This window comes from Paenibacillus sp. 481 (assembly GCF_021223605.1).
Lineage (GTDB): Bacteria > Bacillota > Bacilli > Paenibacillales > Paenibacillaceae > Paenibacillus_B.
On the sequence record NZ_CP075175.1, the window covers coordinates 5,471,478 to 5,493,777 of the forward strand.

General features: G+C 42.2%; 20 protein-coding genes. 6 read left to right on the forward strand and 14 right to left on the reverse strand.

What is annotated here, in order from left to right; translation table 11 throughout:
* Positions 1-250: 250 nt before the first annotated feature.
* Positions 251-1,243 (reverse strand): DUF4179 domain-containing protein, encoded by a 993-nt coding sequence (locus KIK04_RS23470; protein WP_232276195.1) that lies wholly within the window; start codon positions 1,241-1,243, stop codon positions 251-253.
* Positions 1,244-1,453: 210 nt separating this feature from the next.
* Between KIK04_RS23470 and KIK04_RS23475 the strand changes: the two genes are divergently transcribed.
* Entirely contained in the window at positions 1,454-1,900 is a 447-nt protein-coding gene (locus tag KIK04_RS23475; protein ID WP_232276196.1) for a DUF5946 family protein, read from the forward strand.
* Positions 1,901-1,978: 78 nt separating this feature from the next.
* Here the strand turns inward: KIK04_RS23475 and KIK04_RS23480 are convergent, their stop codons facing one another.
* Positions 1,979-2,929: a DUF5643 domain-containing protein gene (locus tag KIK04_RS23480; protein WP_232276197.1), complete on the reverse strand. Its 951-nt coding sequence runs from the start codon at positions 2,927-2,929 to the stop codon at positions 1,979-1,981.
* Positions 2,930-3,269: 340 nt separating this feature from the next.
* Here KIK04_RS23480 and KIK04_RS23485 point away from each other — a divergent pair, with 340 nt between their 5' ends.
* Complete coding sequence (locus KIK04_RS23485; protein WP_232276198.1) at positions 3,270-4,286, forward strand: phosphotransferase enzyme family protein; 1,017 nt, start codon at positions 3,270-3,272, stop codon at positions 4,284-4,286.
* Positions 4,287-4,374: 88 nt separating this feature from the next.
* On the opposite strand, the gene KIK04_RS23490 is transcribed toward KIK04_RS23485, so the two are convergent.
* The 5 genes from KIK04_RS23490 to KIK04_RS23510 form a co-directional block, all read right to left on the reverse strand.
* A complete protein-coding gene (locus KIK04_RS23490) occupies positions 4,375-5,283 on the reverse strand; it encodes a DUF5643 domain-containing protein (protein ID WP_232276199.1) in 909 nt (302 codons plus the stop codon).
* Positions 5,284-5,338: 55 nt separating this feature from the next.
* Positions 5,339-6,529, reverse strand: coding sequence for a DUF4179 domain-containing protein (locus KIK04_RS23495; protein WP_232276200.1), 1,191 nt, complete (start codon positions 6,527-6,529; stop codon positions 5,339-5,341).
* A complete protein-coding gene (locus tag KIK04_RS23500) occupies positions 6,495-7,088 on the reverse strand; it encodes an RNA polymerase sigma factor (protein WP_232276201.1) in 594 nt (197 codons plus the stop codon). The genes KIK04_RS23495 and KIK04_RS23500 overlap by 35 nt, the downstream gene beginning before the upstream one ends.
* 188 nt (positions 7,089-7,276) lie before the next feature.
* Positions 7,277-10,690, reverse strand: a complete 3,414-nt coding sequence (locus tag KIK04_RS23505) for a bifunctional cytochrome P450/NADPH--P450 reductase (protein ID WP_232278876.1) — start codon at positions 10,688-10,690, stop codon at positions 7,277-7,279.
* A gap of 42 nt (positions 10,691-10,732) precedes the next feature.
* Positions 10,733-11,311 carry a TetR/AcrR family transcriptional regulator gene (locus tag KIK04_RS23510; RefSeq protein WP_232276202.1) on the reverse strand — a complete coding sequence of 193 codons (579 nt, stop codon included), beginning with the start codon at positions 11,309-11,311 and terminating at the stop codon, positions 10,733-10,735.
* A 544-nt stretch (positions 11,312-11,855) separates the two neighbouring features.
* Between KIK04_RS23510 and KIK04_RS24295 the strand changes: the two genes are divergently transcribed.
* A complete protein-coding gene (locus KIK04_RS24295; protein ID WP_269670978.1) occupies positions 11,856-11,990 on the forward strand; it encodes a hypothetical protein in 135 nt (44 codons plus the stop codon).
* A 213-nt stretch (positions 11,991-12,203) separates the two neighbouring features.
* Here KIK04_RS24295 and KIK04_RS23515 read toward each other — a convergent pair whose 3' ends face one another.
* Positions 12,204-12,665 carry a putative immunity protein gene (locus tag KIK04_RS23515; RefSeq protein ID WP_232276203.1) on the reverse strand — a complete coding sequence of 154 codons (462 nt, stop codon included), beginning with the start codon at positions 12,663-12,665 and terminating at the stop codon, positions 12,204-12,206.
* A gap of 179 nt (positions 12,666-12,844) precedes the next feature.
* Positions 12,845-14,299 (reverse strand): aminotransferase-like domain-containing protein, encoded by a 1,455-nt coding sequence (locus tag KIK04_RS23520; protein WP_232276204.1) that lies wholly within the window; start codon positions 14,297-14,299, stop codon positions 12,845-12,847.
* Between the two features lie 112 nt (positions 14,300-14,411).
* On the opposite strand from KIK04_RS23520, the gene KIK04_RS23525 reads away from it, so the two are divergent.
* Positions 14,412-15,338, forward strand: a complete 927-nt coding sequence (locus tag KIK04_RS23525; protein WP_232276205.1) for a DMT family transporter — start codon at positions 14,412-14,414, stop codon at positions 15,336-15,338.
* A gap of 247 nt (positions 15,339-15,585) precedes the next feature.
* Here the strand turns inward: KIK04_RS23525 and KIK04_RS23530 are convergent, their stop codons facing one another.
* The 5 genes from KIK04_RS23530 to KIK04_RS23550 form a co-directional block, all read right to left on the reverse strand.
* Complete coding sequence (locus tag KIK04_RS23530; RefSeq protein ID WP_232276206.1) at positions 15,586-16,290, reverse strand: hypothetical protein; 705 nt, start codon at positions 16,288-16,290, stop codon at positions 15,586-15,588.
* A 159-nt stretch (positions 16,291-16,449) separates the two neighbouring features.
* On the reverse strand, positions 16,450-17,508 hold the full coding sequence (locus KIK04_RS23535; RefSeq protein ID WP_232276207.1) for a hypothetical protein: 1,059 nt from the start codon (positions 17,506-17,508) through the stop codon (positions 16,450-16,452).
* Positions 17,509-17,716: 208 nt separating this feature from the next.
* Positions 17,717-18,619: a toll/interleukin-1 receptor domain-containing protein gene (locus KIK04_RS23540; protein ID WP_232276208.1), complete on the reverse strand. Its 903-nt coding sequence runs from the start codon at positions 18,617-18,619 to the stop codon at positions 17,717-17,719.
* Positions 18,620-18,772: 153 nt separating this feature from the next.
* Complete coding sequence (locus tag KIK04_RS23545) at positions 18,773-19,516, reverse strand: toll/interleukin-1 receptor domain-containing protein (protein WP_232276209.1); 744 nt, start codon at positions 19,514-19,516, stop codon at positions 18,773-18,775.
* Positions 19,517-19,541: 25 nt separating this feature from the next.
* A complete protein-coding gene (locus KIK04_RS23550) occupies positions 19,542-20,000 on the reverse strand; it encodes a RidA family protein (RefSeq protein WP_232276210.1) in 459 nt (152 codons plus the stop codon).
* Between the two features lie 263 nt (positions 20,001-20,263).
* Here KIK04_RS23550 and KIK04_RS23555 point away from each other — a divergent pair, with 263 nt between their 5' ends.
* Together KIK04_RS23555 and KIK04_RS23560 are read left to right on the forward strand one after the other, a co-directional pair.
* Positions 20,264-21,415 (forward strand): alpha/beta hydrolase family protein, encoded by a 1,152-nt coding sequence (locus KIK04_RS23555; protein ID WP_232276211.1) that lies wholly within the window; start codon positions 20,264-20,266, stop codon positions 21,413-21,415.
* Positions 21,416-21,812: 397 nt separating this feature from the next.
* The gene (locus KIK04_RS23560) at positions 21,813-22,151 is read left to right on the forward strand and encodes a VOC family protein (protein ID WP_232276212.1); all 339 of its coding nucleotides are present in this window, start codon (positions 21,813-21,815) and stop codon (positions 22,149-22,151) included.
* Positions 22,152-22,300 lie beyond the last annotated feature (149 nt).

A 22,300-nucleotide genomic window follows, 5' to 3' on the forward strand; every position in this document is an offset into this window, starting at 1 on the left:
AGCCCCCTTGTTTATTAAATGAGTAAATTTCAATAATGAACTCACTTTCACCTGTTAATAGCCCTTCAGCGACTTGCAAATCATTTTGTCTAAATATAATGGAACAAGCTCATTTACCATATTTATTTTATGAGAAGAAGATTTTAAACATTCATGCAACTACTTAATAGAAAGGGTTTAATTCCCTTTTTTTGAAAAAAGACAAGTGAATAACGAAGTTGAACAACAGCACTGAGTAATTGAAGTGAAGTCACTTAACCACTGGAATCGTCAACTCCAACTCTTTCAGATATGTCTTATCACCCACACTTTTCTTACTATGGCCTTTCACGCTCCAATCCTTCGGGTTTACCGTAAGCGTAAACGGCTTAATCGTAATCGATTTAGGTGTCACCTTAGCAGGGCTATACAGGTCATTTACATGAGCTTTATCGCCCGGCGCTTTGTGGTAATAACCGAAAATATTAGGCTCAAGGACATTCCCCTTGTCGTCTACCAACTCATAGTAGACCTTGCTGGCGATGTATTTGCCCGTTTGCTCTTTGGATCTTGGAACGGGTCCATTACTGTCCAAAATGAGTCGCGTATACTTCGGCGAAATATGCAATCCCTTCACTGTATAGCTGAACTTGCCGTGCGATTTGGACGTATTCGGCTTTAACATAAGCGGCTTACCTACAGCTTTTACTGGAATTTTGAACTCGAACGGCTCATCAACCTTGGTGACCTTCGCTTGAATCGTCAGTTCGAACTCATCAGGCAAGTTCAACCCACTTGTTAGTTCAAAATAAAAAGCATTGTCGGGTGTACCACGAGAGCTGCCTGCGGTATATTTTATTTTTTCCCCATTAGCAAGCAAATGTAAGGTTGATCCTTCAATATACCCTTTAACCCGATCTTTTTCAGGTACCTTCCGTTCTCTGACCCATTCGTTATCCGTTGCTTTTATTTCTCCATCAATGTATGGAGATGCAACATTTTCAGGCAAGCCTACTCCCTTACGTATCAACTGGAAAGACAATCGGGTTCCATCATAAGATAATTTGTCTACCGTTAATGTGATTCCGTCATGAGTTACACTCCGGTTAGATGCAGTTGCACTGTCTTTGCTAGCGGATGCAGCCATTACTGGTGTTCCAAATCCTGTTCCCGCACCATACACACCAGTCCCGAATACGGTTAAGATCGATGCGATCAGTACTGTTTTTTTGAGTACACTTAATTTAGATGTCGTTGTTGTCAATGAACTCGCTCCATTCTAGTAGGAATTGTGATGTAGATAGAATACCTTAATGGAGACTGGCGTCCCCTGCGCTATACCTATATAACAACTTCAACCTGCGAATTTGTGACACAATTTTTTATATTTATTTGATATTGAAGAAGCAGCAAAGAACATAAAAATACGATATATTAACCTTATACAAATAGTCGTTTGATAGGGGATTCCAAAATGGTTGATAATAGCACGGTTATGGAGTCTGGACAATGTGTGGAATGTGGTGCTAAGGGGATAGATGGGTTTTCCTGCTACGAATTATTCGGATTCCCCCTTATTTGGGAACACAATAACCCAAAGTTATATGCTTTGCATTTTTGGCTTGTTGCCTGTTATATGATACAGCATCCTTCGAATTACACTGAAGAAGGTTACCGATCTTTGGTTCAATTATTTACTGACGCTTATGATCATAATTGGGATACTCCGTATATTCTCGAAAGAAATCGAGAGTTAGTATCCAAGGCTGGTAAAATAGCAAATCCTCTTCCAAGTAAAGAAAGAAGTCGCACACTGAAACGTTGGTCTATGACCATTGAGGATATTTACTTGGGTGGTGAAAAAAACGCCATCGCAAACATTATTAAGTGGAAAGAGCACATAAGAAGTGAATTAAAATAGATCACGAATAAAAAAGAAATCCACACTCGTATTAGTGTGGATTTCCCTCATCCCTATTTTCACTTGTCCAGCTGTCGTTTACTTCGCTACCGGAATCGTCACTTCCAAATCTTTCAGGTATGTCTTATCTCCAACACTCTTCTTCCCTTGGCCTTTCACGCTCCAATCCTTCGGGTTCACCGTAAGCGTAAATGGCTTAATCGTAATCGATTTAGATGTACCGTTCGCGGACTTATACAATTCGTTAACGCTGTCTTTCGTGCCAGGCTCTTTGTGGAAATAGCCGAATATCTCTTGTTCGAGGGCATTCCCTTTGTCGTCCACCAGCTCATAATAGACCTTGCTGGCGATATATTCACCGGTCTGTTCTGACGATCTTGGAACTGGGCCGTTACTATCCAAAATAAGACGAGTAGACACTGGCGAAACATGCAATTCCTTAACCGTATAGCTGAACTCCCCGTCTGATTTGGACGCATTTGGCTTCAGTATAAGCGGCTTTTGTGTAGCCTTTACTGGAATTTTCAACTCAAAAGTTTCCTTGACCTTCGTCACTTTCGTTTGAATCGTGAGCTCGAAATCATCCGGCAAATTCGAGACATTTGTTAAATCAACGCGAAAAGCGTGTTTCTTAACGGGATAATCTCCGTAACTGCCCATACCGTCGATCTTTTTCCCATTAACTAGAAGGGTTGGATTTGTAATATATCCTTTAATCCGATCCTTTTCAGGCACCTTCCGTTCTCTGACCCATTCGTTATCGTCAGCTTTAATTGCTCCATCAATGTATGGCGATGCGGTTGTAGGTAAATCTATTCCGTCACGGATTAAGAGAAAAGATAAACGAGTTCCATTATAAGTTAAGTCGCTTACCTTTAATGTGATTCCGTCGTGGGTAGCACTTAAGATAGATTCAGCTGCGCTTCCTTGGTTTGCGGATGTAGCTAACGCAGTCGATACTGATGCTGGGCTAATAACACTTGCTCCGAGTACTGCTGCTATAGAGGCAGCCAAAATTGTTTTTTTCATTGAAAACTCTCCTATCATGTTATGAGTTGGTTATTCATCTGTGCATAGTGCTGGCACCTTGCTATTCGCGCATTTCACGTTATTTCAACCTGTTACTATCTTCCCCGGGGATGGAGTCTGTAAGAGCTTGTCCCCCTTTCTCTTTACCTATATAACAATCTTGAAATACAAATTTGTGACACGCTCATTCATGCATGACGTATTTTTTAAAAATGGCGATGTTAAATCATGTTGTTGATATGGGATAACTACGAGTATTCGTTCTAGATTTAGTGTGATAGCATGGTTTAGAGATGGTGTACCTAAAGTTAACCTAGAGTATCTTTCGAGGGGGTTTAACATGATAGATTCGTTAAAATGGATAATTGCCAAATATGTTGATACCAACAATGTGAAAACGGAACCCGCACCGTTCGGTTTAACGAATACGACCATATTCGTGGCGATACATAACGAGAAATTCGTTGTGCGAAAATATGACCGATATACAAAGTCGATTCAAAGCTTAGCCTTGGAAATGAGTGTGACGTCATTTTTAGAAGACAGTCCATTGTCCTTTGAAATTCCAAGGTTCTTACCTACGCTAGATGGAGAAGCATATGTTACGTTACAGGACGGTACTTTAGGAGCTTGCGTTACTTATATTAAGGGTACCGCACCTGCGCTGTTAACGCTGAAAGATGCCAGATCGTTTGGAAGCGTCGTGGGAGAATTGGCTGCTAAGCTAGGTACATATAACAAGCCAAGGGGGTTAGACTTTGAAGGGATTCCCTTTACAGACTTCTACGGCATCCACCCGCTCGTTAATCAAGCAGCAGTCGAATCGTTTTGGGATTGCCCGCCATTTCCTATTACAGATGCACAAAAAAACGCCTATGATCATGCCCTTGCATCCGTTAATAAACAGCTTGAACAATTAAAGAAATTACCACAGCAGCTTGTGCATCATGATTTGCTCGTGTTCAATTTGCTTGCGATAGACGATAATATAACTGGCGTCCTTGATTTTGATTTTCTGGCGTATGACATTGCCTTTCTAGAATTTGCAATCAGTTTGAATCATGTGTTGCAAATGTCAAATGGCTCTTTAGATATGGCTGCTGCGTTCATTGACGGCTACACAACATTTCGCTCCTTTACTACAGATGAAACTCAACAATTAAGAACGTTGACTCGTTTATACCATGTCGCGGTACTGCACATCTATATGGGGCAATATGTATCTGGCAAGGATATTGGTATGCCTTTCACAACCATCCTGAATCAACTCATTGAACGGGATTATTGGTTAGACTTGAATCTCGATAAATTGGAACCGCTGTTCACCTGCAAAAAAAAAGGAACTCACGCTGGATAAGCGCGAATTCCTTTTTTTAATGCGGTAGCTTTGCGATAGTTGTGCGGTAGTTCTCAGTCGTAATCGTTTGTTGTACATTTATAATTCGTTATTTCGGGATCACAATCTTCATTTCGAGGTCCTTATAATACGTTTTCACCCATCTTTTGAACTTATTTTTTTCCGTCAAAATGTTCCCATTCGGTTCAATCGTATACGTATACGGTTTAATTGTAATGGTTTTGGGTACCGATTCGAACGAGTCCACGTATAACAGATCCTCTTTATGGCTAGATTTAGGCTTTTTCTTGATGTCGAGATCGGACACATTTCCCTGTATTAAATCCCCTTGCTCATTTGCAATTTCATAGAACATTTTGCTAGGACTCCCCTTGGATGTAGCTCCTGTCGGAACGTTCCCTTTGCTATCCAGCTTGAGCTTTGTCGTTAACGGGGTCATTTCGAAATGGTTCACCGTATAACTAAAATTTCCGCTTTTTTGAGTGATACCCGGCTCTAAAGTGATCAGACTTCCAAGCTTTTTCATCGGGATATTAAAAATAAATGGCTCCTTTACGCCATTCGCATGTAACGTCAGCGTCATATTGAACTCGTCCGGAAGTTTTCCATGGATGGAGTAGTTTAGCCACGCTGTCGTATTTTCGCTAGTTGTCGTAAATCCAGCATTAAATATCGTCTGTTTCCCCTCAACAGATAGCACCGGATACTTCGCGGAATCTACAGTCCCGCGCTCCGGCTGAATCGTAATTTTCAGGAGTTGCCCGTCGTACAACACTTTAGTTAGGTTGAGCGTCACGCCACCTTGAGTAACCGTTTTATTCGAATCAATGGCTGGCTTAGCGGCAACAGCAGCTTGCATGGCAGTCTCAGCACTAGCGTAAGAAGGAAATCCATTGCCGACGATCGCCACACCTAGCATGACTGCCCATGCGATTAACGTGATTTTTTTCCGAGTATGATTCGACTTAGGTTTCGCAGTGTTGTTCATAGTGCTCATTTCTCTATCTCCTGTTCAATGTAGTTTAGCTAGATCTTGTCGAATTCCCCTGTTCTTACTTTTTAACAGGAATAGTCATTTCCAATTGTTTAATGTACGTCCGATCACCTTTTTTATCATTTTTCAAATCTCTACCGACGACATTCCAATCCTTGTTCTTCACCGTAAGGGTATAAGGCTTAATCGTAATGGATTTAGGTACGCCTTTAAAAGGACTGTATAACTCGTCAACGTTGTATTTGGTTTTCGGTTTGCCGTGGAAATACCCGTATTGACTCAGCTCCACTTCAATGCCTTTGTCATCCACAAGCTCATAATACATCTTGCTAGCGTGGTATTTGCCTGTCTGCGCTGGAGAACGTGGAACAGGTCCTTTACTATCCAAAATAAGACGAGTGGAGACGAGTGAAATGTCTAACTGCTTAACCGTATAGCTGAAATCTCCATGTGATTTAGACATGCCCGGCTTCAGGACAAGCGCCTTATTTTTCACTTTTACAGGAATTTTGAACTCGAAGGTTTCTTTTACCTTTGTGACATTGAGCTGAACGGTCAGCTCAAATTCATCTGGCAAATGTTTGATTTGAAACAATTCAACTTCATAAGCGGTGCTTTTCCCTAGCGGGTAGTCCCCATATTGCCCTGATGCGGAATCAATTTCCTTTCCATTTGCAAGGATCGTTGGCCTTTTGATATAACCTTTAAGCTGATCTTTTTCCGGAACCATCCGTTTTTTAGCCCACTCTCCTTTTTCAGTAGGATCAAACGGGATATACGGAGTGCCAGCATTAAACGGCAAATTTTCACCTTCACGTTCCACCAAAAAAGATAACCGAGTTCCATCGTACAAAAGATTCGTTAATTTAAGTGTAATTCCATCATGAGTTACACTTAGGTTAGGTGTAGATACGATTCCTTGCTTAATCGCAGCTCGCACTGCTTCTTCACTCGTTCCTTGGAAGAGCACTCCGATAACGGGAATTTGCTTTAAGGTTGCAGCCATAACTGGCGATACAAATCCCGCGCCAATAACACCTACGCCAAGGATCGCGGCCGCAGATGTGGCTACTGCTACACGCTTCATTACATTTGGTTTTGCCCGAGATAATCGTCTTGACAGTGGACGAGCTTCAATCTTGCTCATAATTTGATCGCTCAAACTGTGCTTTGGCAATGCCGTGTCCGCAATCAAGCGTTCAATGGCATCCATTTCAGCGCACTCCGTTTGATGCTGCCACTTTTCCATGTGCCACCCCTCCAATTAGGCTATTGCTCTCCAATAACTTCCGCCGCAAGCGCTCATATTTTTTTCGTATCGTAGCGGACTTAACGCCCATAATTTCACTTATTTCTTCAAAGGTGTACTGTTCTACCGCTTTTAGCAGTAAAATATGACGTTCTTCCGTCGATAGATGCGTTAACAGCTCATGCACGACAGACTCCTGTTGAGAAAATTGCTGCACAGGCTGCTGCTCTTTCACATGCTCGACCAATCTGAGCCAACGGCTTTTCTTCTTCTTTACATTCATCAAATGATGATACGCCATCTTATAAAGCCACGCAGAAAAAGATACTTGCCTGCTATATTGATACAGATGTTCATAAGCGCGAATAAAAATCTCTTGCACAGCATCCTCTGTCTCTGCATGATCTTTCAAAATATACAAGCAATACGCATACATTTGCCGTTCAAAATGGATAATAATTGACTTGTATGCCTGAATGTCTCCTGCTTTGACTTGTTCAACAATCGCTTCGATTGCATTCCGTTTTTCTTCCGCTTCCCCGGGGATGATAGTCTGCAAGAGATCACCTCCTGTCGTGTTGTTTATCTATATAACAATCTCAACATTCCAATTTGTGACACGATTTTTTGAATAATACAAAATTATACTATATGAATGATTAACACCGTTAATAAACAAGCCGCCTGCAATTGGAAAATAAAAAAAAGCTGTCTCCCGTCCGCTACAGGAAACAGCTTGCATAATCGTTATGTCCGTGCCCACACATCTTTCGCGTAGCGCCCCTCTGCTTGCAACTTGTCCAGCCAAGCTTGCGCTTCTTGCTCGCCTACTCCCCGCACATCTCGGTAGGCTTGTTGAAGGGTGGCCTCCACATCCGGCGCCATTTGACTGCCGTCTCCGCAAACATAGAGCCGCCCTTGATCGTTAAGCATTTCTATGATTTCGGTTGCATGTTGTGCTAGTAAATGCTGCACATAGCATTTGGGCATCCCTTCTGCACGCGAAAAAGCCGTGTGAAGCGTGACAACGCCTTCTTTTTGAAATTGCTCAAGCTCCTCACGGTAAATAAAATCCAATTCGTTGCGGCATCCGAAAAAGAGATGCGCTTCCCCGATAGGCAATCCTTGCTTCTTGAGTGCAGCCCGTGCCTGCAAAAAACCTCTAAACGGCGCCACACCTGTCCCCGGGCCAATCATAATGATAGGCACAGTCGCATCCTCCGGCAATTGGAAGCCAGATTCAGGCGTGCGTACGAACATAAGGACTTCTTCTCCTCGCTTGCATGTGGCCAAGTACGTTGAAGCAACACCTTCGTATTCGCCGTTGCCACTCCAAGCAGGTCCATGCACAACGGCAACTGTAATGCTTACTTGCTTAGCATCTGTTCGTGGAGAACTGGAAATCGAGTAGTATCTTGGCTTAAGTGGCGGCAGCAGCTCTAGGAACTGTTCGAACGGCAGCTCGCACGCTTCGTACTGTTCCAGTAAGCTTAGCATCGAGATACGTTTATTCCATATGTGCTCCTTGTACACAGCTTCATCTAGTAAGGCTTCCAATTCACGCTTATGCGGTGGGCACACGGTGTAAGCTGCAAGCTCACGCAGCTGCGCGCGAGTTGCTGGCTCTTGTATTTCTACACTGTGACGGAGCAGTTCAATCAGGCTAACAGGGCGATTCAGTGGTAAATGTGCCATGTTGCGGCCATCAGACGTCAGTATCAGTTGATCATTTCCATGAAGTCGGAACCGACGCAATATTCGATCTACATTCTCCTTGCTATTGCTTGGTAGCACCCCGAGGTGATCGCCTTCCTGATACGTCATCCCTTCAGGCCATGCAAGCTCAATATGCCTTGTGCTGCGCTCGCTTCCAGCCATTTGCAGTTCACGATTATCCAGCACTGTAGTGATGACAGCACCGTACGTGCGAGCAAGAGGCAGCGCTTCTAATCCGCTGACTAATTCGCTCACAAATTGAACGTGCAGTGAACGCTGCTGCTCGACTGCCACATGATGATGTTCGGCTGCTTGCAAGCCAAAAGCATGCTTCATATCCGCCCACATGGTCTCCCGCCACTCGGCAAGTTGCCGCTCAACATTCCCGCCAGCATCGGCTTCACCACGTGGAGAAAGCCTTGTGCCTCCTTTTAATGTGAGCTGGTCGTCGATCCATCTAGGCACGTCCTGATACGTATTCGACCAATTGCGGTCACCACAGCCAAATACCGCATATTGAACACCTAGAAGTTCATTCGGTTGCACTTGTTTCAGCCATTGCACAAACTTAGCCGCATTGTGCGGCGGCCTTCCGCTATAAGAAGCGGTAACGATAACTACGGCTCCCTCATTGGGAAGCCTACCGACCCAATCATTCAGAGGGCCGACTTCACTCTTGAAGCCGTATAGGCGTGAGGTATGTGCAAGTTCTCGTGCTATTCCTTCTGCTGTGCCTAGATTAGAGCCGTAAAGCACGAGCAGCGAGGGACTTTCAGCTCCGCTTATGGTGCTTGCAATCTGACTTCGTTGATCTGCCTCTCTCGGCTGACCTGCATGACTTCGTTGCTCCGCCTCTCTTGGCTGACCTGCATGACTTCGTTGCTCCACCTCACTTGGCTGACCTGGCTGACTACGCTGCTCCGTCCGCTCACCTTGCTCCCACTGTGCTCTTCGTTTCCCTTGTCCTCTTTGCTCTTTTTGCTCCCGCTCATTGGCTGCATCCTCAACATCCTCAACAGCCAGCCCAGCCGCTGTCTCTGCTGCCCCCGCTTGCACAGGCATACTTGCCACTTGCTTATCCTGCCGCAACTGCACGCGTATTTTAAAATCACCCGGTTTAATCGTTAACGTCTGCTGGATATTCAACTCGTAGTTCTCATAATCAATAAGCGCAAAATGCTGTAAAATCATCCCCAGAACTAACGTTGCTTCGTATAAGGCAAACTGCATCCCGATACAAGCCCGTTCTCCGTTGCCAAATGGCTTGTAAGCATGATTAGGCACCTTAGCCGGATCTGCAAACCGCTCGGGCCGAAACTCATTTGCGTCCTCTCCCCACGCGTCTTTGTCACGATGAAGCTGAGGCAGAAGTACGCTGACACCGTCTCCTTTTTTTAAAGGATATATCCCTCCGATGACCGTATCTTCTTTCGCATACAGATCAAAACCCGGAGCTGTCGGCCATAAGCGCAACGACTCATTTAATATCATCCTTATGTATTTGAGCTGAAGCACTTGGTTGTACGTCGGAGTCGGGCTTGTGAATACTTGGTCCACTTCCGCATACGCCTTTTTAAGCGAATCTGGATTTTTCAGCAAAAAATAAAGCGCAAACGATAATAAGCCACTTGTCGTTTCATGTCCCGCAATTAAAAAAGTGATGATTTGATATCGAATGTTTTCGTCATCCAGCATTTCCCCAGTCTCTGGGTCTTTGCCATTCAGCATTCGTGAAAGTAAGTCCATCTCACCTTGATCGCCGCTTGCCTTTCGTTCCGCAATGATTTTGTCTACTAATGTAAACATCGTCTGAATATCGGCTTGGAACTGCCGCTTTGCTTTGAACATAAATAAATGTTGAATCGCAAGCCGTGCGCTTTTTTGCATCGCTTCATTTAGTGCGCGTACCATGCTCACAATAAAAGGGCTGTGATCTTCTCTATAGAAACTGTTAAAGCGATAATTAAAACCGCAAAGCCCGATCGTGTCGAGCGTGAGGCGGGTCATGTCATCAGGGACATCGATACTGTCTTGCGGATTCAGACGAGCCCATTTTTGAACCAACTGCAAGGCGATGTCAACCATCATGGAGTGATACCCTTTCATCGCTTGTTGGCCAAAAGTAGGCAGCAAAATGTTATGGGCTTTTCTCCAATTAGGCTCGTTCGTTCTGCTTGTAAATAGGCCGTCGCCGCCGAAGGCGCGTACATTTTCCAATTCACTGTATATCAATTTGTCAAAACGAGAACCATCGCACACTTCTGCTACTAGTTTATGTCCTGACACGACCAACGTGGAAAAGCCAGGGCCTGTAAAGCGATAAATCGGCCCGTACTTATCTGCGAGTTCACAAAGGGAGAGTGTCGGTGAATCTTGGTTGATTAAAGGTAAATTCCCAAGTGGTCCATATGTGTTAGGTTGAGGGATATATCCTGTCTCTTTCATCATAAACATCCTCTCCGAATGCATGGGATATGATATACAAGATTAATTTGCGGGTGTATTCGTTCTAACTCCGTGGAACAGCGTATCGATGACAAGCTTTGGAGCTACTTTTTTGGCGATGTGCCCTTGCTGAACCTGCTGCCAAGTGAGGATGAGCAGCGAATATAGCACTTCCAAAATCCAATCGCTGCTCATATCCTGCCGGAAATACCCTGTGAGCTGCAACGATTTAATGGCTTGCCTAATGGGTTCCTTCACTTTTTCCTCGGCTGCAATCATTTCCGCGCTGAAGTAGAGTGAAGTTTCATGCGTAAGAAAATAGATCTTGTCCCCCAGCGGAATAAGCACCTCGATCAGCGCCTTAATGTAGGACTCGTCATTCTCCTCATCTAGCCGAATTTGGCTAACCGTTTCTCCTACGACATTGGTAGCTCGTAGTCCAAGTTGCAGCATTAACTGCTCCCTACTCTCGATATATCTGTGCAAGGTGGCAATGCCTATGCCTGCACAATCGGCAATCTCATTCAAAGAAGCGGTAGGTTTCTCGACCAATAGCTCTGTTGCCGCATCTAGAATGGCATTAAGCCTAGCTTCCTTTGTTGCGGTTCTCGTATTTTTCAATGTGAACTCCCTCTTTCGTACATGCGATTGTGAACAATGGCATAATTGATAGAACGATCTATCAATTGATAGTATTTTATACCATTCATCGGAGCATTTCAACTTCATCAGCAGCGAGCGTTTTTATTGAACGCGATCTAAGGTTGTTTCATCATTTTCTAGGTGCTATAGAAGAGGAGGATTAACGGTATGCCAACAACTTTGTCATGGTTTGAACTACATTAAATTTTATGTTAACGGTTACAAGGATGCAAAGCATAATGTGGCATCAATCACATGATACGGTGAATCCTTGTGGATTGCAGCATTTTTGTGACATGAAGTGCCCTCTCTATTCCATGCTTTGTAATCCTTCTATCCATGAGGAGGATATCAATAAGTAGCTACCAACATATGAACACTGACCTTTACAAATGAGTGTATAGATATTATGTTGCAGGAGGATTGAGAAGCTCTACACCGCCTAACTTGGCAGCCTTATTTTCATAAATATTTAATAGATTGGAATGTACTTAAGGAGCAACGTGAAGCTTGCTTTACCCCTATGAAATACCAGAGAACAAGCGGTTTTTTAGATGCGGTATCCAAAAATGGCGATGTTGGAGAAATTCGTCTTCGTTTGGGGATTATAGCCAAAAATACGGGTGAGTTAATCGGCATTTGTGGCACAGGAATATGAGATGACGTGTCTCGACCAAGGAGAGAGATTTTTTATGGAATCTCAAATGACTAGAGAAACAAGGGGTACACGACTCAAGCCGCACAAGGCTTAATTACGTATTTGTTCAATAACACCCTTGTCAAAGAGCTTATTTAGAAAATGATAGTTGTAGTCAATAACGAAAACAGGGCTGTCACGTGGCAGCCCTGTTTTTGCGTTTAATCATTCTATTCATGATTGGCCGCCTCCACCTAAATCGAGCAAGTGTTTGAGTTGCCAGTTGCGCTCTTTGGCGGTGTTATCACTGACATCCGCGGAGGAGAAAGCGGCCGCTTTGGCTGCATAGGTGGCCGCGTGTACAGCATGGCTGGCAACATGAGCGGTTGCGGCTGCGTGCCCAGCGGCACGAGCAGCAGCGCAAGCCGCGGCATCATCCGTATCGCGTGCAGCAGCGTGAGCGGCAAAAGCCGCAGTACGCGCTTCACTCATCGTGATTTCACCACGCACCCAGACACGCCCGGCTTCAATCGCTTGTCGAGGCCGTTCATCATATGGAACCTTCTCTTCGAAATATGGAAGTACATGTTCGGAGCAATCCGCAGCCCAAATGGCTAACGTCTTGTGATCGTACTTGCCCAGTAGCTCTGCTATCGTCTCGCTCAGCTCCGCATCTACAAACTTGATTTTTTCCATAACCCCGCTATCCCCTCCTCATAAGCTGATTTTGACTACTAGCACACGCATTTGCGCATGTATTTCATTTTTACAAACTCAACATGTTCTGCTTCATGCTGGTCCATCGTTTGAACGTATATGTATCGTATATGCCATCGCGAGTACACCCTTTTTGAACATGATTCCCACTTTCATATTCAACAACGTATCTCACGGCTCTGAATAGATTGTGCAATCGTTGCAAGCTGACGAATTCCTATGCGTAATTGCTCTTCATTCACAAATGAATAGCTCAGTCTAATCCAAGACTGCATCTCATTTAGTGGGTCACAAATTTGACCTGGAAGGAACGCTATCGCTTGTCGCAAGCACTCGTCTAATAGCGTGCTCACTGGCACCGTCTCCGGCAGTTGAAGCCATAAATTAAGCCCCCCGTTGGGAGTGACCCATTTCCAGTCAATCGGTGCCAAGGTTAGTTCCTCTTCCATGATGTCTCTGCGAATTTGCAGCGCAATCCGCAACTTGGCCAAATGCTGCTGCATCCGTTCCGATTGAAAATAATGAATAAATATTTTTTGCGTGACGAGCGGTGTTCCGTTATCTGCCAGTGACTTAGCCGTTATCAAAGGCTCGATTACTGACTTACGGCCAAACACCGCGCAGATTCGTAAGCCAGGCGCCACATACTTGCAGAAACTTCGGAGGTACACAACCCAGCCCTCTGTATCGTACGTAAATAAAGGCTCCGGCGGCCGCTTATCAAAATACATATCTTGAAACGCATCATCTTCAATAAGGAGACATCGATACTGTTCAGCCAGCTCTACAAGCTGCTTGCGTTGCGAAGCAGGCAATGTATACCCTGTTGGATTATGAAACGTAGGATTCATATAAAAAAACCGTGGACGATACTGCTTCATCAACGATTCGACTTTGTCTAAATCATAGCCATTCGGCGAAATATTCACCGGAATTAAGCGGGCGCCCTGTCCGCGGAACACATCAATCGCAGCGCAATATGTCGGACGTTCCACTAAAATCGCATCCATAGGTCTGATAAACATTCGAGAAAGCAAGTCAATGGCCTGTTGGGCCCCTGTCGTAATCAATACCTCGCTTGGATGTAGATGAATCTGGTAATGATTGATCAGGTATTGGCACAGGACTTCTCGCAGCTCTGCATCCCCTTGTGGAGTGGAATACGTCCCCATTAGCTTCGGGTAAATATCAAAAACTTTTTTCACATACTCTGATAAAAATAAATTCGGCAGCAAATTCGGGTCGATGAGTGCTTGGGAAAATTGATAAACAGCGGCTACCCTGTGAATGTCAGACATTTTACAGTTTCGTTGCACAGTATAACGTTCCGGTGTTCGGTTTAGATCATGTTCGTTAAGGAATTGTGCCGAATTCACGGAACGATTCACAGAACAATTTGCAGAGCTATCCGCAGGACTGACATAATACCCTGACTTCTCCTTCACGTACACTTTTCCGTTCTTTTTTAGCAATTGGTACGCTTTGAACACCGTTAGTCGATTGACTTCTAATTCCAGCGCAAGCAGTCGAATAGAAGGAAGCTTATCGTGTATATTCCAATCTCCTCGCTCAATCCGCGTCATGATGTAATCGTATACTTGTTTGAACAGCATGCAAGCCGCCTCCCCTACTGCCTATTGTACACCAATTTTTTCTAATCTGTTCTAATCGCTTTCATCTGTTCTATTCCGATCCGTGTATGATCATCTCAAAGGGGGAGTACGTTTGATTATTTTTAATTACTTTTTAGTATGTCTCATATTTGGCACAACATTTTTAGCCATTAAAATCGGTGTGGATGCCTCTGCTCCACCTTTTTTATCTGCAAGTTTACGCTTTATGGTCGCGGGTTTGCTTATATTTCTCTGGATGGCATGGCGAAAAAAAGCAAGCTTCTCACTTCTAATCAGCAAAGAAATGCTGCTTACCGGAATGGGGCTAACGTTCGGTACCTTTTCCACTTTGTACTGGGGTGAGCAATTTGTTTCGTCTGGAGTTGCAGCGGTATTGTCGGCTGCGGGCCCGCTTATGGTTCTCGTGCTGCAAATGCTCATGGCACGTCAAAAGCCGACTAGCCACAGTGTACTGGGCTGCATCATCGGATTTATTGGCGTTACGCTTATGATTATGCCGAGTATTACGATTTCAGCGAGTGTGTGGTTTTTCTTGGGGAGTATTGCAATTGTCATAGGTCAATTGTCATTTTCATGGGGGGCCATCTACTCTAAACGTGTGACCAAACGCTTTCCCGATGTATCGCCGATTGCGTTTAATGCGGCACAAATGTTTAATGGCGGAGTATTGTTGCTGTTACTCTCTGTCTGTACAGAGCAATGGCACATGGAGAGCTTGTTATCGGCGAGTTCACTCGGCTCACTGCTCTATTTGATCGTCATCGGTTCCATGCTCGGACACAGTCTGTTCTATTGGTTGGTCGACAAGACAACCCCAGTGTTCGCCTCTACATGGCTGTACGTGTCACCGTTGGTGGCGCTTAGTATTGGGGTGATGCTCTACGGAGAAGCGCTTACTTGGGTGACCGTGGTCGGAGCTGTTACCGTTATCGTCGGAACATTCCTTGTTAATTATGATAATCTCAAGCAACTGATTCAAAAGCCGTCTACGCGTCTCGTTTCCTTACAGGATGGTTAATGGATCGGTGGAGCAGTACAGAGATCACTAAACGTAAGGCTGCGCCGGGCGATAGAAGGCGGTCGACGCGGCCTTGCTTCCTTGTGGTTACAGAGTGCCTGAGCACGATGTGATCAGGATTATTATTTGAATCACCACGTCAATTTCTCCTGAGGACCGAAGATTAATGGATATTCATCCTATAAAAAGGTGTGAAGTGGCAAATGAAGTTGTCATCTTCACCGAGTTTCTAAAAACGCTTACCGTTTTATATACTCAGTTGTGAAATGATATAGTTTTTACTTATATGAACATAAGACTTGGACATTAAGAAGAACACTCTTAAGAAGAAGGAAAACTCATCTATATCAGTAGATCTAGCGATAAGATTAATAGCTTCTCCCTGATTTGTTTTCCAAGCAACTTTTACACTTTGGTCCGTTAGAGAGTAAGAAATACTGAATCTCTTTGGTCCATTCTCATTTGTGGAATACCAACTAGATTCAGCGTAAATTTCCAATATAAGAATGTGGCTCTCTAGTATTGAAACAAATGCTGACACTAAATCATAATACAACTCAATATCTTGAATTTTCGGTACTTCAAACTCATGTTCCATCCTATTCCTAATAGCATTTAATCTCGATAATGATTTTGAATCAAACACACCTACTTCTCTTAGGAATTCAAGCTTTTTGTCAACACCCAATCTCTTCCTCTTAAATAAATTATACAAATTATATGAGTAAAAAAAGATATCAATTTGACAGTCCATAGCTCTCTTTATATGTGAAACACAATTTATTAAACCAATATTATCTGTTTTATCTAACTCTGTTTCAGCAAATTGGAGATAGTCTCTAGGAGTTAATTCAAACGGAGGATGATTTATATTTTCACCTGAATATCCATCATTCTCTAATTCATTCACATATTTTATAATAAACTGTTTTAATGTATCTTTATTTTTCACATTTATCTCCTCCTGCAGTAATTTTCAAAAGTTCTTATGTTAACGACGCCACACCATCTCTAAATCGAAAATCAGATAGATGTATCCAGTCTGTGCTCCTTCCGCTAGCAGATAATCCACTGCTAATAGGTCCGGACCAAGAGAAGTATGTTTTAAGTCTTAAAACCCACTCCTCAGGGTGCTGATTGCCTTAGTCGTAAGATTGTTATTATTGATTACTCTTCTCCTAAATAGGAATCCATGTTTCATTCTGCTATATTCCTCATGCATATTCACATAAATATCTGGATGAGAAAACAATCCTTTATCAAGTGGAATTTCTGCGTATGGATTATGATAAACGCAAAGCCCGTCCAACAATGTTTCACGATAATCCTTATGCTCTAGTAATTCTATAGTTCCTTTTTTGGAGTAATCGTTATATCTATAAGATTCAAAGTAAACTCCTTTTAATTTTTTTGATTGAAGAGCTCTTAATTTTCCAAAGGTTGCTATTGGGCTGAAAATAATAGCACTTATATGACTTAGTCTAGAATCTCTAAATAATCCCAATGGAATTTTTGTACCATTATTTTGCTTTTCAATATAATCTTCATATTCAAAATATGGAATACCCTGTCGATATTCTGCTTTTGTTATTCCATATAAAACTTTTTGAATTGCTCCAAGTGCTTGATAATAGAATAGAGGTTGTTCGAATGCTCCTACTGCTAATACAAAAGGGTTGCCTTTCACATGTTCAAGTTTTGAATATTTATTCAAGAAATAATCAGACTTTTTCTTTATGCTATTTAAGATTCTTTCTGTTGCTAGAGATACCACTTCATCATAGAACCTTTCTCTTCCCAATCGAGACTGTGACTCTAGTTCATATCTTTCTAATGCTTTTATTCTCTCATGTTCTGGCGTACCATACTCTGGATTATTAGTAGTTACTGCTTCTATTACTACGGTTTGATTTTTCTTTTGAGCTATAAAATCTGGAGAGGTGTAAGAGAAATCAATACTGAAGCCCAAATTCCCTAAAACAGCATTAAGATAAAGTTCCCAAAAACATGAGTTGAAAGTTGTTTGGAATTGTTCCACAAATTTTTTATCTCTATCAACAAACCCTAGTACCCAACTCTTTAATACCTTATGAGTATCAGTTTCACTTAATAACATTTTGAAATTATGATGCAATTTATCTTCTTCAACAACAGGTGTAAGTAAATCCATACTTTTCTCTCCTTATTTATAGAATTAGGCATATTACATCTATTATGTGTTTTCATTCAACATTCCTAGAATAATATAGGAAAATTAGAAACTCACACTATAGAACTTAGCCTCAAAACACTCGTTTTCTGAAAATGCTCAGACAAATCAAGAAGTATTAGCGAACAACCTGAATACGGTGATAGTGGATGTTCTTTTTTGTTTGATTCTATAAAAACTTATCTCCCTTATACCAATTAAATCGTTTTATCATTTCTTTAGTTGCTTCATATATTTCATCCATTCCTGGAAAACTTTCTGTATGATAATGCGGTTTATTCGTTGGCATTCCATACCTAGACGTAAAATCGTCAATAGTTCTCCATACTAATTCATCACAAGCGTCAACAGAATTACCAATATAAATATCAAAATCGCTAACTTTTAAATTATTTGGATTGGAAACATCCTTATTGCTAGCCATGTACGCATTACTTTTTCCAACCAATTTAATCGAGATACTTTTATGAATATACGCATTCTCCTTCTTTATTGAACAATACAAAGTAATTGAGTATTCATTTGCAGTCCCACCAACCCAAGCAGACCATTTATAATGGTACGCTCTATCTACTAATGCTGTTACTAATTGTTCAAATTCTTTAATCTTATATTGTTTCCAAGGTACTTTCTTATTCCCAGTAAACTTTCTCCAATTATCTTGAGTTATTGCTTCCGTCTCTTCAATTCCAAAAACGCTTGCTAATTCACTGAAACCGTGTTCATACTCACTTCTAAAATCAGCAAATTTTCGATCAGATAAAAAATAAGGTATTTGACAATCCCGATAAAAGATAGGTAATACAAAAACTTTTTTTGTTTGCATTTGCTTTACCCATGCGGCACCAAGTTCACTCTTAACCCATTCAGAGTTAAGTGCCTCAGGGGATAATACTATTCCTAAAAATTCATTCTCCCTAATGCCTTCTTCAATTTTCCAAGTAAGAGAATCACCAATTTTTATCTCCCATTTATCAAACCAAACGTTAACTCCTATTCTTTTTAAATCTCTTGCTAATTTTTCTACAAATGGCTTGTCGATACTTGTATGACTAAGAAATATACTTGGCATGTTCTACCCCCTAAATCAACAACTTTTTACGTATGGAACGATCCTAAGAAGATTCAGCAACAAGGATCTTTTTAACTTATCCTCTTCAGCGTGATTACAATGATTAACTGAATAACTGGCACCTCAGTTATTGCCTACTTCTCACAACATCAGCTAACTTAATGAAATTAATAGATCTGTTAGCCCATCATTATAATCATTTCTAAAATCAGCATACTTTTTTGTTTTTAGCAGTTCTGGTATCTCACAGTCTTCGATCATAAGAGGAATTACCTTGACTTTCCCGGTAGCGATTTCATCCCAATATTTTGTGTACCATTCTTGTTTAACCCACTCTGAACCAATAGAGTTATGAGACAAAACAACTATTACAAAATCACTTTTTTGTAATGCATTTGATATACTTTCTGGGATTGAATCACCCACTTTAATTTGCCAATCATCTATCCAAGGGAAATGTCCTGCTTCAGCAAGATCAGTGGCTAATAATCGCGCAAAAGGTTTGTCATGTGAAGAATGTGAAATGAATAGAAATTTACCAACTTCATTGTTCTGAAATCGAGCCTTGAAATACTTATCAGAAAATAAAGATTCTATATAAATATACTCCGTTAATAAATCTGATTTTATCTGCTCGCTGTTGATTTTTTTTATTGAATAATTTATTTTCAATAACTCACTAAGAATATCTCCCTGCCGTCTAAATAAATCCTCGGTAGTGATCTCTCTTAAATATTTAAGAGGTATTTTGTGCTCCCTAGAATATAGAGGGTTACCTAAACTAACATAACCAATGGGTTTACCACTATCATCGTGACCATTATCATCGAAATAACCGATACGGCCCTTTAGTTTACCCGCGGTTATATAAACTGGGCACCCATAATATAAGTCCATCGATCCCGCTCCTTTTTTGATAAAATCAGCCTTCCTCCACCTCAAAAATAGAGTCTACAATAATCGGAAGGTTATCCCTTACAGAAACAGCGCCAAACACAGAACGAGCATGCACACCCTTGTCGGCAAATACCTCGAACATTAAATCTGAAAATCCATTTAACACTTTATGATGTTCCTCAAAAGTAGGTACTGCATTTACAAAGCCTTGCACCTTTACAACTCTGTTTACTTTATCTAAAGTTCCTAAAGCGTCCTTGACGACCGCAAGCACCTCAATACCCGCGTCTCTTGCATACTGGTAGCCTTCCTCTGTCGTGAATTCTTGCCCTAATTTCCCTTTCGGATTACCTGAAGGCCCTTTCCCAGACACGTACATAAGTCCATTTACGATGACGTAATTCGTATACGTAGCAGCGGGGTTACTTGCTTCCGGCAGCTCAATTCCCATTTCTTTAAGTTTAGACTCAATAATGCTTGTCATACGCACTCCCTCTTTCTACTGTTAGTTGGAATAAGCTAGGATTTCAGATAGAGACTTTTACGATCCTCGTATAGTTATAAGACAGGATCGTGTTAACATGCGAATTGTGATGTGCTTGATGTAGTGAGCGGCTTTTAGGATCAGCATGATTTCATAACGAAGAAGAATATTATACCATTTCCGAACATTATATCCGATAATGAAAGGGGTGCAAACATTTTAATATAGCGATACACAACTCATTGTGAAAGGAGAAGTTAAAAATGATGAAAATGAAAAAGAAACACAGACTTAGACTACCTAGTGGCCCTAACATCGTAGGATGCACGTCATTTATGTTTGAATATGTCCCCGAGGAAAACAGCGACAACAAGCGTATAATCCCTTGCCTTTGCTTTTATCCTGCTACACATACAGGTGAAGGAAAGCTAAAAAAATATGTAAACGAGCAAATTTTGCCGGAATCTGGCGGTATTGAAACGAATTCGTATGTGAAGGCCCCTATACTTGAGGGGAAGCATCCACTACTCCTATTTAACCATGGATACAGTCTATTTCTTGAATCGAATACCGTGCAATGCGAGGAACTCGCGTCTCATGGCTATATCGTGTTGAGCATTGGCCATCAAGGTGAAGGATTATATGCACTGCCACATGGCGACGTGTTGACAATGGACACGGCTATGCAGGAAGATTTTTTAGCAGACCATCCGAAAAGCATGGAGCTATTCCCTGCATACGCAAATTGGCTACTTGATGATGGCAAAGATGCAAACCTTGACGAGCACTACGTTCGATATAAAGAATTGATGGATATCCACCCTAGAATAAACGCGCACATGGATGTCTGGTTAAAAGACAGCTTGGTTGCCCTTGAATCGCTCCTGAATGAATCCGAGCAGCATACCGACTGGATAGCTAATCATGTTGATACAGACCAAATCGGTGCGTTCGGCATGTCGTTTGGAGGCGCGGCCGCATTAGGCTTAACCCATTTATGTGACCTCATCAAAGCAAGTGCCAATCTAGATGGTTTCTACTATAACTCGACTTGGCACAAACCTATACATCAACCGATTCTGCTCATGCAGCACGACAGCGTACATGTGGGACCACATCTGATGTTTCCTTTTTTGAACGCTAAAGATGACGCCTATTTGGTAACTGTCACCAATAGCACCCATCTTAATTTTACAGATTACAACGAACTTATGGCTGAAAATGAACTGTTTAAAGGCGTGGTGGACGATACAGAAGTGGAGGAAGCGGCACTTGGAGAAATCGATCCTACTCAAATGGAAACGATTATGAATACGCTACTGCTGGACTTTTTTAATAAATATTTAAAAGGTATGGATGCTCAAGTTATAGATACAGACGATTCGCTTGAGGGTATCACGTTACTACGAAAATAATAATAAATGCCTAAATGAAAAGCAGCCTTGGTACCGTGAACGGTGATCGAAGCTGCTTTGCTAGCGTTTAAGAGACATTTTTGATGTTACCATCCCTTACCATCCCCCACTCAAATGGTTTCGTAATGGGATACCACTTATTGCGGTTGCCTATATGCAATGTGAATTCAGAGCAAACCCGTATAGTGTCCATCTCCATGGTCGCGAATCCGTTCCAATAGGCCTGGCATCTGTCCCCTAACCCATTATGTATAGCTTAAAAGATTAAACTTACGTGACGGCCTTTCATTTGCAAAAAGCCTAAAAATAACGTAAAGGTTAGCACTTGCATGAATTTGCTATGATCGAGAGGAAGTAAGAAATGGAACGACCACTACGAAGAGAGGACGTGTAATGAATGAAACTAAATCATGTTAATCTCACGGTCAACGATGTCGGCGCGGCTCAAGCTTTTTTGGAAAAGTATTTCGGGCTACAAACGGGGGGAACACGCGGGAACTCATTTGCTGCGCTTTTGGATGACAACGGATTAGTCCTTACTTTGATGAAAGGCGCTAAAGTTAGCTATCCGAAGACGTTCCATATTGGCTTTGGCCAAGAAAATGAAGAACAAGTAAACGAGCTCAATCAGCGCTTAAAAGAGGACGGTTATGATGTGGAGCCGCCACAAAGAGCTCATGCTTGGACATTTTATGTCGAGGCCCCAGGCGGGTTTACGGTCGAGGTTTTCTGTTAAAAATGTCTGTGACGAGTACGCTGTCCTATCCATATAGATCAACAACACAACCTTAGCCCGCCATTTCATTGAGGCTAAGGTTGTTTGCATAACGTACTTCATTTTGCAAGATATTAATCTTCCCCACGACTGCTCCTCTACAATCCCTC

Excerpts from the sequence above, each read along its gene's own strand:
- KIK04_RS23485 (WP_232276198.1), top strand. The coding sequence starts at position 3,270 with ATGATAGATTCGTTAAAATGGATAATTGCCAAATATGTTGATACCAAC.
- KIK04_RS23535 (WP_232276207.1), bottom strand. The coding sequence starts at position 17,508 with ATGGATTTACTTACACCTGTTGTTGAAGAAGATAAATTGCATCATAAT.
- KIK04_RS24295 (WP_269670978.1), top strand. The coding sequence starts at position 11,856 with ATGAAATACCAGAGAACAAGCGGTTTTTTAGATGCGGTATCCAAAAAT.
- KIK04_RS23550 (WP_232276210.1), bottom strand. The coding sequence starts at position 20,000 with ATGACAAGCATTATTGAGTCTAAACTTAAAGAAATGGGAATTGAGCTG.
- KIK04_RS23515 (WP_232276203.1), bottom strand. The coding sequence starts at position 12,665 with ATGGAAAAAATCAAGTTTGTAGATGCGGAGCTGAGCGAGACGATAGCA.
- KIK04_RS23540 (WP_232276208.1), bottom strand. The coding sequence starts at position 18,619 with ATGCCAAGTATATTTCTTAGTCATACAAGTATCGACAAGCCATTTGTA.
- KIK04_RS23555 (WP_232276211.1), top strand. The coding sequence starts at position 20,264 with ATGATGAAAATGAAAAAGAAACACAGACTTAGACTACCTAGTGGCCCT.
- KIK04_RS23545 (WP_232276209.1), bottom strand. The coding sequence starts at position 19,516 with ATGGACTTATATTATGGGTGCCCAGTTTATATAACCGCGGGTAAACTA.
- KIK04_RS23520 (WP_232276204.1), bottom strand. The coding sequence starts at position 14,299 with ATGCTGTTCAAACAAGTATACGATTACATCATGACGCGGATTGAGCGA.
- KIK04_RS23490 (WP_232276199.1), bottom strand. The coding sequence starts at position 5,283 with ATGAGCACTATGAACAACACTGCGAAACCTAAGTCGAATCATACTCGG.
- KIK04_RS23475 (WP_232276196.1), top strand. The coding sequence starts at position 1,454 with ATGGTTGATAATAGCACGGTTATGGAGTCTGGACAATGTGTGGAATGT.
- KIK04_RS23495 (WP_232276200.1), bottom strand. The coding sequence starts at position 6,529 with ATGGAAAAGTGGCAGCATCAAACGGAGTGCGCTGAAATGGATGCCATT.
- KIK04_RS23480 (WP_232276197.1), bottom strand. The coding sequence starts at position 2,929 with ATGAAAAAAACAATTTTGGCTGCCTCTATAGCAGCAGTACTCGGAGCA.
- KIK04_RS23560 (WP_232276212.1), top strand. The coding sequence starts at position 21,813 with ATGAAACTAAATCATGTTAATCTCACGGTCAACGATGTCGGCGCGGCT.
- KIK04_RS23505 (WP_232278876.1), bottom strand. The coding sequence starts at position 10,690 with ATGAAAGAGACAGGATATATCCCTCAACCTAACACATATGGACCACTT.